At 71.2% G+C, this 12,346-nt stretch carries 9 protein-coding genes and 2 tRNA genes; 10 read left to right on the forward strand and 1 reads right to left on the reverse strand.

The window, feature by feature from the left end:
* Positions 1–2,331 (reverse strand): glycogen debranching protein GlgX (glgX, locus tag Q4C85_RS09780; protein WP_303141659.1); only part of this gene is annotated, 2,331 nt, incomplete at its 3' end.
* Between the two features lie 118 nt (positions 2,332–2,449).
* Here glgX and Q4C85_RS09785 point away from each other — a divergent pair.
* The 10 genes from Q4C85_RS09785 to Q4C85_RS09830 form a co-directional block, all read left to right on the forward strand.
* Positions 2,450–2,522 (forward strand) — tRNA-Gly (locus Q4C85_RS09785).
* Between the two features lies 1 nt (position 2,523).
* A tRNA-Val gene (locus Q4C85_RS09790) sits at positions 2,524–2,598 on the forward strand.
* Between the two features lie 383 nt (positions 2,599–2,981).
* Entirely contained in the window at positions 2,982–4,238 is a 1,257-nt protein-coding gene (locus Q4C85_RS09795) for an ATP-grasp domain-containing protein (protein ID WP_303141662.1), read from the forward strand.
* The gene (locus Q4C85_RS09800) at positions 4,235–5,278 is read left to right on the forward strand and encodes a GNAT family N-acetyltransferase (RefSeq protein WP_303141664.1); all 1,044 of its coding nucleotides are present in this window, start codon (positions 4,235–4,237) and stop codon (positions 5,276–5,278) included. Before Q4C85_RS09795 ends, Q4C85_RS09800 begins: the two co-directional genes overlap by 4 nt.
* A gap of 643 nt (positions 5,279–5,921) precedes the next feature.
* The gene (gene thrS, locus Q4C85_RS09805; RefSeq protein ID WP_303141667.1) at positions 5,922–7,940 is read left to right on the forward strand and encodes a threonine--tRNA ligase; all 2,019 of its coding nucleotides are present in this window, start codon (positions 5,922–5,924) and stop codon (positions 7,938–7,940) included.
* 70 nt (positions 7,941–8,010) lie between these two features.
* The gene (locus Q4C85_RS09810; protein ID WP_303141694.1) at positions 8,011–8,601 is read left to right on the forward strand and encodes an HIT domain-containing protein; all 591 of its coding nucleotides are present in this window, start codon (positions 8,011–8,013) and stop codon (positions 8,599–8,601) included.
* A gap of 110 nt (positions 8,602–8,711) precedes the next feature.
* Complete coding sequence (locus tag Q4C85_RS09815) at positions 8,712–9,353, forward strand: CDP-alcohol phosphatidyltransferase family protein (protein ID WP_303141669.1); 642 nt, start codon at positions 8,712–8,714, stop codon at positions 9,351–9,353.
* Entirely contained in the window at positions 9,350–10,426 is a 1,077-nt protein-coding gene (locus tag Q4C85_RS09820) for a phosphatidylinositol mannoside acyltransferase (protein WP_303141671.1), read from the forward strand. The genes Q4C85_RS09815 and Q4C85_RS09820 overlap by 4 nt, the downstream gene beginning before the upstream one ends.
* Positions 10,423–11,604 (forward strand): glycosyltransferase family 4 protein, encoded by a 1,182-nt coding sequence (locus Q4C85_RS09825; protein WP_303141674.1) that lies wholly within the window; start codon positions 10,423–10,425, stop codon positions 11,602–11,604. The genes Q4C85_RS09820 and Q4C85_RS09825 overlap by 4 nt, the downstream gene beginning before the upstream one ends.
* Positions 11,605–11,606: 2 nt before the next feature.
* Positions 11,607–12,346 (forward strand): hypothetical protein (locus Q4C85_RS09830; protein WP_303141677.1); only part of this gene is annotated, 740 nt, incomplete at its 3' end.

A 12,346-nucleotide genomic window follows, 5' to 3' on the forward strand; every position in this document is an offset into this window, starting at 1 on the left:
CGGGGCCGCCGGGGCCGCCGGGGCGGGCGGCGCGGGCGGCGCGGCCGGCTGGGGCTCGGCGTCGTCCTGCCCGTGGTCGTGCGCGCTCGGGGCCGGGACCGACAGGAGGAAGGCCATCGAGTGGGCCTCGACGGTGGTTGTGGCCCCCGCCTCGAGCAGCTCCGGGTCGGAGCCAGCCGGGGCGGTGTCGAGTGCCACTGTCCAGGCGGGAGAGTAGTCGGCGTCGGGCAGGGTGAACTCGAGGTCGTCGTCGCTGGCGTTGATGAGCACGAGCACCGAGTCATCGGTGATGCGCTCCCCGCGCTCGTCGGGCTCGGCGATCGCGTCGCCGTTGAGGAAGACCGCCATGGCGCGGGCGTACCAGGTGCCCCAGTCCTCGTCGGTCATGCGTACCCCGGAGGGACCCAGCCACTCGATCTCGTCGAGGTCGGACTCCCCGCCGTGGCCGGCGTCCCCGGAGAAGAAACGCCGGCGTCGCAGCACCGGGTGGTCCCGGCGCAGGGAGATGAGGCGCGAGGTGAAGTCCAGCAGCTCCTCCTGCTCGGGTCCCAGGTTCCAGTCGACCCAGGAGATCTCGTTGTCCTGGCAGTAGACGTTGTTGTTGCCGCCCTGGGTGCGGCCCATCTCGTCCCCGTGGCTGATCATCGGCATGCCCTGGCTGAACAGGATCGTGGCCAGGAAGTTGCGCACCTGCCGGTGGCGCAGCCCCAGGACGACGGGGTCATCGGTGGGACCCTCGGCGCCGCAGTTCCACGAGCGGTTGTTGGAGTCGCCGTCGGCATTGCCCTCGCCGTTGGCCTCGTTGTGCTTGTCGTTGTAGGACACGAGGTCGGCCAGGGTGAAGCCGTCGTGGGCGGTCACGAAGTTGATGCTCGCCACGGGTGTGCGGCCCGAGTGCTGGTAGAGGTCGGAGGACCCGGTGATGCGCGAGGCGAACTCGCCCAGGGTCGAGGGCTCCCCGCGCCAGAAGTCGCGCACCGTGTCGCGGTACTTGCCGTTCCACTCGCTCCACAGCGGGGGGAACCCGCCGACGTTGTAGCCCCCCTCGCCCACGTCCCAGGGCTCGGCGATCAGCTTGACCTGGGACAGGATGGGGTCCTGGTGGATGATGTCGAAGAAGGCGCTCAGCTTGTCGACCTCGTGGAACTGCCGGGCCAGGGTGGAGGCCAGGTCGAAGCGGAAGCCGTCGACATGCATCTCGGTGACCCAGTAGCGCAGGGAGTCCATGATGAGCTGGAGCACCGCGGGGGAACGCATGAGCAGTGAGTTGCCCGTGCCCGTGGTGTCGAAGTAGTAGGCCTGGTCGTCGTCGACCAGCCGGTAGTAGGCGGCGTTGTCGATCCCGCGGAAGGACAGCGTCGGGCCCAGGTGGTTGCCCTCGGCGGTGTGGTTGTACACGACGTCGAGGATCACCTCGATATTGGCCTCGTGGAAGGCCTTGACCATCGCCTTGAACTCTTCGACCTGCTGGCCCTCCGAGCCGTGGGCGGCGTAGGCGTTGTGCGGTGCGAACAAGCCGATGGTGTTGTAGCCCCAGTAGTTCGACAGCCCTCGGTCCTGCAGGTGGGTGTCATTGACGAACTGGTGGACGGGCATCAGCTCGATCGTCGTCACGCCCAGGGCGGTCAGGTGGTCGATGACGGCCGGCTGGGCCAGGCCCGCGTAGGTCCCCCGCAGCTGTTCGGGGATGAGGGGGTGAAGACGGGTCATGCCCTTGACATGCGCCTCATAGATGATCGTGTTGTGGTAGTCGTGCTTGGGCGGGCGGTCATAGCCCCAGTCGAAGAAGGGGGAGATGACCACCGAGCGCATGGCGTAGGGGGCGGAGTCCTCCTGGTTGCGGCGCTCGGGTGCGGCGAAGTCGTAGGAGTACAGCGCCTGGGAGGAGCTGACCTGCCCGGTGATCGCCTTGGCGTAGGGGTCGAGCAGCAGCTTGGAGGGGTCGCAGCGGTGCCCCGAGGCGGGGTCGTAGGGGCCGTGGACGCGGTAGCCGTACTGCTGCCCGGGCCGCACCATGGGCAGGTAGCCGTGCCACACGTCGGCGTCGACCTCGGTGAGCATGACCGTCTCCTCGTGGCCCTCCTCGTCGAACAGGCACAGCTCGACGCCCTGGGCCACCGAGGAGAAGATCGCGAAGTTGGTGCCAGAGCCGTCGTAGGTGGCGCCCAGGGGGTAGGGCTTGCCCGGCCAGACGCGCTGCGCCGAGGTCGTGCGCGGCGCCGGCCAGGCGGGGGCGTCCTCCGGCTCGGGGGCCTGGGGGGGGGCCGCGCCGGCGGACGTCCCCCCGAGCCGGAGTTCAGGGGCGGTCGACGAGGAGGACGAGGTCTGCATAGGAACACTCTGCCATGGCCGGGTCGTCCGTGAGCGAGGTCATCGCCCCGCGTCCGGTGCGGATTTGGCCGCCACGCCGGGCCTCTGCTACTTTTCTTCCGCGCCCCCGGGGCGCAACGCGGATGTGGCTCAGTTGGTAGAGCATCACCTTGCCAAGGTGAGGGTCGCGGGTTCGAGTCCCGTCATCCGCTCGGGCGATTGGCGCAGCGGTAGCGCGCTTCCCTGACACGGAAGAGGTCACTGGTTCGATCCCAGTATCGCCCACCACCGGCGCCCCATCGATCTGGGGCGCTCTTGCTGGTGCCCCTGGGCCCCAACCCGCCTCCTGTCGTTGTCGCGTGGCGGGTGGCGCGCGGGTTGGGAGGGGCGAATGCTGGTGATCATCGTCATGTGCCACCGTCGACGCTCGGCCTCGGGGACGACCCCGCCGCGGCAAAGTTCCTTCCTGAGGATGACCTGTGAACCCTGGCAAGCGGGTTAGATTGGTCTCTGGGCTCGATGCGTGTTGCTGAAGAGTCCGCACCCCGAGAACTCGGATCCCGTTGGGTCCGGTGACTGGGGCGCAGATCAGTGGGGCACGGCGACCGAAGAGGTCCGCACGGCGCCACCCCAGCCGTTGTCGAACACATCAAGCACCAGGAGTTCCACGCATGAGGTCGTCCTCGCCTCGGGGCCAGCGTCCGGGGCTCCTTCCAGTCGTCGTCGGCGGCGACATCGGTGCCTACGCCCTGGCGCGCCAGCTGCACGAGGCCACCGGTCAACGCGTCAGACTGCTCGCCCCCGCCCCGATCGAGGCCATCACGCGCAGCGCCTACATCGACGTCGAGCGGGTCGGTGCCGCCCAGGACGAGGTCCTGGCCGCACTTCGTCGGCTGGGGCGGGGCCGTGCCGAGCGCAGCGCGGTCGTCCTGGCCAACACCGACGCCCTGGCCGGCCTCCTGGCCCGTCACCGTGGCGAGCTCGAGCCGGTCTACGCCGTTCCCTTCCCCGACCCCGAGGTCATCGACGCCCTGTGCGACAAGACCGTCTTCGCCCAGGTGTGCCGCTCCCAGGGCGTGCGCACCCCGCGGCAGACGGTTGTCGACTGCTCGACGCTGGCCGAGGCCGACCCCCTGCTCGACCTTCCCCTCCCACTGGTGGCCAAGCCCGCCGTCGGCGCCGACTGGGACGCTGTCGGCTTCCCCGGCAAGCGCAAGATCTACTTCATCGACACCCCCGCCCAGCTGACCGAGCTGTGGCGCCAGCTGCGCGAGGCCCGATACCGCTCGTCCTTCGTCGTCCAGGAGCGGATCCCCGGACCCGACGACGCGATGCGCTCGGTCACCCTCTACGTGGCCAGGAGCGGCGAGGTCACCCTCGTGGCCTCGGCCCGGGTCCTCCTGGAGGACCACAGCCCGACGATGATCGGCAACCCGGTGGCGATGATCACCGAGCCCCTGCCCGAGTTGTGGGAGGCCTCGGCGCGCGTGCTCGCCGCCGTGGGCTACCGGGGCTTCGCCAACCTCGACGTCAAGATCGACCCTCGCGGCGGTGCGCCGGTGTTCTTCGAGGTCAACCCCAGGATCGGGCGCAACTCCTTCTATGTGAGCGCCGCCGGGGTCAATCCCATGGAGGTCATGCTCGCCGACCTCCTCGACGGTCGTGCGGGGCCCCGTCGCGAGGCCCGCCACGAGGTCCTCTACAGCCTCATCCCGCACCACCTGCTCCTCCACCAGCTGACCGACCCCGTCCTGCGCCGCACAGTGCTCCGGCTCATGCCCCGGGCGGTCGACCCCCTCCTGGACCCGGCCGAGACCTCCGTGCGGCGGCGCCTCGTCGTGGCCGCGCAGAAGCTCAACCACGACCTGAAGTTCCACCGCCACCATCCTCGGCGGATCCGACCGACACGACGAACGAGGACCCGATGAGCACCGTACGAGCCGATGAACGTCCCGAGGTACTGCGCCGGGTCACCGCCAAGGAGATGCGCATCGCCATCGGCTGCACGCCGACCCCCGTCGAGCAGACCGAGGCCTGGCAGGCCTTCGAGGCCACCCAGAGCCGGTCCCTGTTCGGCCGCTACCTCTACGAGTGCGAGGGCAAGCCGGTGGCGGCCCTCGCCCTGTACCGCTACGAGGTGGCGGGGCGGCCCTTCGTGTGGGCCAAGCACGGGCCGGTGTGGCTCAAGGAGCAGTCCCCGGCCCGCGAGGCGCACCTGCGCGTCCTGCTGCGCCAGGAGGTGCACCGTCGCGAGCCGCGCGTCGTGTTCATCCGCATGCACGCCCGTTACCGGGCCCTCGACACCCGCGAGCTGCTCTCGACGATCGCCTACGACCGCACCTACGTCATCGACCTGCGCCCGCGGGACCCCGACAAGATCGCCGAGATCATGCCCAAGGACGGGCGGCGGGCCGTCAAACGGGCGCAGCGGGTGGCTGAGGCGGCCGGCTGCGTCATCGCCGAGGAGACGGGCCTGGACCGCCAGGCATTCGAGGAGGTCTACGAGGTCATGGTGGCCACCGCCGTGCGCGACGGCTTCCGGCCCCACCCCAGCCGGGTGTACTGGGACATGCTCCAGTCCCTCGGCCCGTCCCACGCGCGCCTGTTCGTCCTGCGCCGTGACGGCGTCGCCCACGCCTGGGACCTCGTCACCGTCGTGGGTCGCCACGCCACGGCCTACTACGGGGCCTCCTCCGACGAGTCACGTACCTTCCGGGGAGCCGAGGCCCTCGACTGGTTCGTCGCCAGGACCCTGGCCGCCGAGGGCTGCGAGGGCCTGGACCTCATGGGCGCCGACTCCGCCCGGGTGCCCGAGCTCTACGGCGTCGGCCAGTACAAGAAGCGTTACGCCCGCCACCCCACGGAGGTCGACGGCGCCTGGGACGTGCCGGTCCACCGTCTGCTCTACGCAGCCATGGTGCGCGCCCGCCGCCTGCGCGGCTCCCTGCGCCGGCGCCTGGGCGCCTAGAAGAACGTGTCCCAGGGGTGGGAGAGACGGGCTGGGCGGCACGAGTCCGGGGCTCCGTGCATGAGTCCGGGGTCCATGTCTCAAGTCCGGGACCTTCCCCCTCGCCGAGATCGGGACTAATGGCACCTCGAGATCGGTAGAAATGGCACCTCGAGATCGGTACATCTGGCACAGCCGGGCGCAGTGGCGTCCTGAGGTGTGTGCTGTGTCGCGGGTAAAGGCTCGGAGCAGCGTGGGCTGGGTGGCTTCGAAGCGTACGCCCAGCTCGTCGACGTCGAGCGCGAGCAGACCTCCCGCGCCACTGTCGGTCGTCGGGCCCGGGCCGGTCCCGACGGGCATGCCCTCCGAGCCGGTGCCCGTGCCTGTCAGTGCCGACCGCTGATAGTGGTCCACAGTGACGGTTGCGGCTCGCACCAGGACCAGCGACCTGACCGTCGGGTCGGTGCCCGGCCGTGTCATATCTACCGATCTCGAGGTGTCATATGTCCCGATCTCGCGGTGTCATACGCCCAGATTGTGTCCCCCACCCCACTCCTTGGAATCAATCCGGCCCGTCCTGACCGCCGCGGGCGCCGGGTACACTCCGGGGTCAGGCGGGCGCACCGGTACAGCCCCCGCGTCACGAGACACCAGGAGAAGACCCATGCCATCCCAGCCCACCATCGAGATCGTCGTCGACGGCGCAGCGCGCAGCATCGAGGTGGGTACGACGGGCACCGCCCTGTTCTCCGGCGAACAGGGCGTGGTGGCCATGACGGTCGACGGACAGGCCTGGGACCTGGACCGCGAGCTGCCGCAGGGCGCCAGCGTCGAGCCCATCACCCTGGACAGCCCCGCGGGCCTGGACATCCTGCGGCACTCGACCACCCACGTCATGGCCCAGGCGGTCCAGGAGATCTTCCCCGAGGTCAACCTGGGGATCGGACCGTTCATCACCGACGGCTTCTACTACGACTTCGGCAACATCGATGCCGTCACCCCCGAGCTGCTCAAGGACGTCGAGAAGCGGATGCGGCGGATCGTCAAGGAGGGCCAGACCTTCCGGCGCCGGGAGATCAGCGAGGAGGAGGGTCGTGCCGAGCTGGCCGACCAGCCCTACAAGCTCGAGCTGATCACCACCAAGGGCAAGGGCGCCGAGTCGGCCTCCGTCGAGGTCGGCGCCGGTGGCCTGACGATGTACGACAACGTGCGCCGCGACGGCACCGTGGCCTGGACCGACCTGTGCCGGGGCCCGCACCTGCCGTCAACCCGGCATATCGGGACAGGTTTCGCGCTGACCAAGTCCTCCTCGGCCTACTGGCGCGGCGACCAGTCCGGGGACTCCCTCCAGCGCGTCTACGGCACCGCCTGGCCCTCCAAGGACGAGCTGCGCGCCTACCAGGAGCGCCTCAAGGAGGCCGAGCGGCGGGACCACCGCCGCCTGGGCGCCGAGCTCGACCTGTTCTCCTTCCCCGAGGAGCTCGGCGCGGGACTGCCCGTCTTCCACCCCAAGGGCGGCGTGCTCAAACGGGTCATGGAGGACTACGTCCGCCAGGCCCATATCCGCCACGGCTTCCAGTACGTGGGCACCCCCCACATCTCCCGCGAGGAGCTCTTCCACACCTCGGGACACCTGCCCTACTACGCCGACGGCATGTTCCCCCCGATGGACGACGACGGTCAGGCCTACTACCTCAAGGCCATGAACTGCCCCATGCACAACCTCATCTTCCGCTCCCGGGGCCGGTCCTACCGCGAGCTGCCGCTGCGGCTGTTCGAGTTCGGCACCGTCTACCGCAACGAGAAGTCCGGTGTCCTGCAGGGCCTGACCCGGGTGCGCTCGATCACCCAGGACGACTCCCACTCCTACTGCACCCCCGAGCAGGCCCCCGACGAGGTGCGCCACCTGCTCACCTTCGTGCTCACCGTCCTCAAGGACTTCGGCCTGGACGACTTCTTCCTCGAGGTCTCCACCCGGGACGAGGACGGGGCGAAGAAGGACAAGTTCATCGGCACCGACGAGCAGTGGGCGCAGGCCAGCGAGATCCTCAGCTCCATCGCCGCCGAGTGCGCCCAGGAGCACGGGCTGCGGGTGGTCGACGACCCCGGCGGCGCCGCCTTCTACGGCCCGAAGATCTCGGTTCAGGCCAAGGACGCCATCGGACGGACCTGGCAGATGTCGACCATCCAGTACGACTTCAACCAGCCCCACCGCTTCGGCCTGGCCTACACGGCGCCCGACGGCACCCACCGCGAGCCGGTCATGATCCACTCGGCGAAGTTCGGAGCCATCGAGCGTTTCATAGGTGTGCTCACCGAGCACTACGCCGGAGCCTTCCCCGCCTGGCTGGCGCCCGTCCAGGTCCGCCTCGTGCCGGTGGCCGAGGCCTTCGACGACTACGTCCGCCAGGTCGCCCAGTCCCTGGCCGACCGTGGCGTGCGGGTGGAGACCGACCTGTCCGACGACCGCTTCGGCAAGAAGATCCGCAACGCCTCGAAGGACAAGATCCCCTTCACCCTCATCGCCGGGGGCGAGGACGCCGAGGCCGGGGCCGTGTCCTTCCGCTTCCGTGACGGCGAGCAGTCCAACGGGGTCCCCGTGGCCCAGGCGGTCGAGCACATCGTGCGGGTCATCGAGGAGCGGGTCAACGAGCCAGCGGGAGAGAAGCTCACCCGTGTCTGACCACCGGGCCCTCTCCGACGCCCCCGCCGCCGAGCCCCGCCGGGGACCCGAGGGCGGGGCGCAGGACCCGCTGGGCGCCGTCGCCGACGGCGTGCCCATCGAGGCCCCCTTCCAGCACCCCGACGTACCCGACCCCTTCGGCCGCCTGTGGACCCCCCACCGGCTGGTCTACGTCAGGGGCCAGGGCAAGCCGCCCGACGCCTCGGCCTCCCAGTGCCCCTTCTGCCGTGCGCCCCAGGAGGACGACCGGCGTTCCCTCATCGTCCACCGGGGCGTGGGCGCCTACGTGCTCATGAACCTCTTCCCCTACAACACCGGGCACCTGCTCGTGTGCCCCTACCGGCACGTGTCGGACTGGACCGAGGCGGAGGCCAGCGAGCGCGCCGAGATCGCCGAGCTGACGGCCCAGGCGATGGAGGTCGTGCGGGAGGTCGCCCGCCCCCACGGCTTCAACCTCGGCATCAACCAGGGGGAGGTCGGGGGCGCGGGTATCGCCGCCCACCTGCACCAGCACATCGTGCCGCGCTGGACTGGCGACTCCAACTTCATGCCGATCATCGGCAAGACCAAGCCCGTGCCCCAGCTGCTGGGAGACCAGCGCGACATGCTGGCGGCTGCCTGGCAGCGCCTGGCGGGAGCCCCCGGCCCGGACCGGGGCTGACCCGTCCGGCCGGCCACGGGCGCCCGACGCCTCCACGGCAACCCCCGCAGCCCCTCCCGGAGCCCCAGACGGCTTCCACGACACCACCGGCAATCGACTCGAAGGACACCATGCTCGGACAGCACGGCCGCGGCCTGACCACCTCCCTGTTCACCCGCCCCGCCCTCGTCCTGGCCAGGGCCGGGGTGACCGCCAACATGATCACGGTGACGGGCACGGTGGCGACGGTCGTCATCAGCGTCCTCACCCTGGCCCAGGGACACTTCGTCCTGGGGCCCGCGCTGCTCGCGCTCGTCGTCATCGCCGACTCCTTTGACGGGATCCTCGCACGCGCCACGGGAACGGGCTCGTCCTTCGGCGCCTTCCTCGACTCGACGATGGACCGCCTGGGCGACGGGGCCATGCTCGGGTCCCTGGCGGTGTGGGCCGCCCTCCACCTGGAGCCCGGCACGCTGCGCACGGCCACGGTGAGCGTCGCCGTCGCCGCCGTCGTCCTGGCGGCGACCGTGCCCTACGCCCGGGCACGGGCCGAGGCGATCGGCGCTAATGCCGCCGCCGGCCTGCTCGAGCGCACCGATCGGATCGTCGTCGCGGCCGTCGGCGTCCTGGCCGTGGGCCTGGGCGCCCCCCTCTGGGTCCTGACCGCGGCACTGACGATCGTGGCCCTGGGCTCCCTGGCCACCGTGATCCAGCGGGTCATGGCGGTACGGCGCCAGACGCTGCCCGCCGTCGGCGCGGAGGCGCAGGCATGAGGCGCCCCGGTGTCCAGGACCTCTACCGCCTGGCCTGGAGGCACGCCCACCGCCTGCCGGCCGGTGTGGGCTACGCCCTGTCCGCCCTGGGGGCCGACGCCGCCTGGGCGGTCGGCCGGCTGCGTGGCGGCCGCGGCGGCGTCGGCCAGCTCGAGCGCAACCTCGCCCGCCTCCTGCCACCGAGCACCACCCGGGCCGGCCTGCACCGCACGACCAGACTGGGCATGCGCTCCTACATGCGCTACTTCTACGAGGCCTTCGCCCTGACCGGGATGAGCGATGAGCAGATCCTCGCCCGCGTGCGCGGCGAGATCGACCCGGCCGTCCACGACGACCTGCGCCACGGCTCGGTGGTCGTGGCCTTGGCTCACACGGGTAACTGGGATCTCGCCGCCGCCTGGGCCTGCCGCGAGCTGGCGACCGTTCTGACCGTCGCCGAGCGGCTGGAGCCGGCCGACCTCTACGAGCAGTTCATCGACTTCCGCCAAGGCCTGGGCATGCGGATCATCGGCCAGGGCCACGGCGAGAAGGTCTTCGACGCCCTCGTGGCGGCGGCGAGCGACGGGGGCACCTACCTCATCCCGCTGCTGGCCGACCGCGACCTGTCCTCGGCCGGTGTGGCGGTCGACCTGGCGGGGCACCGCGCCCGGGTCGCCGCGGGCCCGGCCGCCCTGGCCCAGGCCCTGGGGCGGCCCCTGTACGTCGGCGTCATGCACTACGAGCGCCTGACGGGCGAGCGCCGTCGGCGCGCAGGCTCGCCCTGGGGAGTCGTCGTGACGATCCGTGCCCTCAGGCCGCCCCAGGGGGCAACCGCCCGCGAGCGCGTCGTGGCCGCGACCCACGACTGGGCCCGGGCCATGGGGACGATGCTCGCCGAGTACGCCGTCGACTGGCACATGCTCCAGGCGGTCTTCGAGGACGATCTCGACCCCGAGCGGCTGGCACGACGGCACGCCGCCGAGCAGGACAGTCAACAGACCGGAAAACAGACCGGCGATCAGAACAGTGAACCGACCGGCAACCCCGCCCGCGGGGACGGGGACTCACCGCGCACCAGTGTGGAGCAGGCATGAAGATCGGCATCGTGTGTCCCTATTCCCTCGACGCCCACGGCGGGGTCCAGGTCCACGTCATGGACCTGGCCGCCGAGCTGCGGCGCCGCGGCCACACCGTGGAGGTTCTGGCACCGGCCTCCGATGACGCCGAGCTCCCCGCGGGGGTGACGAGCGCGGGGGAGGCGATCGCCATCCCGTACAACGGCTCGGTCGCCCGCCTCAACTTCGGCGCGGTCGTGGCCCGCCGCGCCCGCAAGTGGCTCGAGGCCGGTGACTTCGACCTGCTGCACATCCACGAGCCGATCACCCCCTCGGTGGGCATCCTGGCCCTCCAGGCCGCGACCTGCCCGGTCGTGGGAACCTTCCACGCCGCCATGGACCGCTCGGTGGCCCGTGAGATCCTCTCACCGGCCGTCGAGCCCCTCGTGGAGAAGCTCACGGCACGGATCGCGGTCTCAGAGGAGGCCCGTCGCACCCTCGTGCAGTACCACGGGGGCGACGCCGTCGTCATCCCCAACGGGGTCAACGTCGCACCCTTCGCCCAGGCCCCCCACGACGACCCCCGGTTCGTAGGCACCCCCGAGGCACCGACGATCGCCTTCCTGGGCCGCCTCGACGAGCCGCGCAAGGGCCTGCAGGTCCTGGCCGCCGCCGTGCCCGCCGTCCTTCAAGCCCTCCCCGGGGCCCGCTTCCTCATCGCCGGGCGCGGCCAGGCCGAGGAGCACCGCGCCGAGCTGGCCCGCTTCGGGGAGTCGGTCGTCTTCCTCGGTGGGGTCTCCGACCAGGACAAGGCGGCCCTGCTGGCCTCGGCCTCGTGCTACGTCGCCCCGCAGACCGGCGGGGAGTCCTTCGGGATCGTGCTCGTCGAGGCGATGGCCGCCGGCACCGCCGTCATCGCCTCGGACCTGACCTCCTTCTCCGACGTCCTGGGCGCGGGCCGCTACGGCGCGCTGTTCCGCAACGAGGACAGTGCCGACCTGGCGCGTACGATCATCGAGACCCTGACCGACACCGCCGCCGCCGACGCGCGGCGGCAGGCGGCCCGGGACATCGTGGGCCGGTACGACTGGGCCACGGTCACCGACTCCGTGCTCGACGTCTACGACATGGCCCTGTCGACCGCCCACACCCGTGTGAGCATCACCCCCGGCTCACGCACCATGGTCGGCCGGCTGCGCGACGCCCTGGAGGAGTGATCGTGATCAACAGCGTGATGAGCGACATGCTCGGACCGTTCCCCTGGGTGGTTGCCGACGGGCTGCGGGCGGCAGCCCCGCCACCGGCTCCGCACGTGACCTGGCTGGCACCCGTGTCGGTTCTGCTCGTCGTGCTCCTTGTCCTCGTGGCCCTGGGATGGTCGCTGTACGCCAAGGCGCTGCGTGTCGACCGGCTCCACCGCCAGGTCCTGGGCTCGCGCGCCACGCTGGAGGCCCAGCTCGTGCACCGCGCCCAGGCCGCGGCCGACCTGGCCCACACCGGCCTGATGGATCCCGCATCCTGCCTCATCCTCCTGCGCGCCGCGCGACGGGCGCTGGACGCCGAGGGGCCGGTGGTCGACGACGGGCTCGACCCCGAGCGCAGTGGCGCCGGTGCGCAGGACGCCTCCGGCAGGGACCTCATCGAGTCCGAGCTCTCACGGGTCATCCGCACCATCGTCGACCGTACCGTCCGCCAGGCGCTCCACGCCGACCCCGCCGGAGGCGAGGCCCTGGCCAGGCTCGACCGCGGCTGCTACCGCCTCGTGCTGGCCCGACGCTTCCACAACACCCATGTCGCCGAGGCCAGGCGCCTGCGTGAGGGCCTCGCCGTGAGACTGGCCCACCTGGCCGGGCACGCCCCCATGCCCCAGACCTTCGACATCGACGACGAGACCATGCCCCCCGCGGGGGCCCCCGGGGCCCCGCCGGCGCCCCGCCGGGGCGCGCGCCCCCCGCCCGC

The sequence above is a fragment of the Actinomyces sp. genome, assembly GCF_030524025.1.
Taxonomy (GTDB): Bacteria; Actinomycetota; Actinomycetes; order Actinomycetales; family Actinomycetaceae; genus Actinomyces.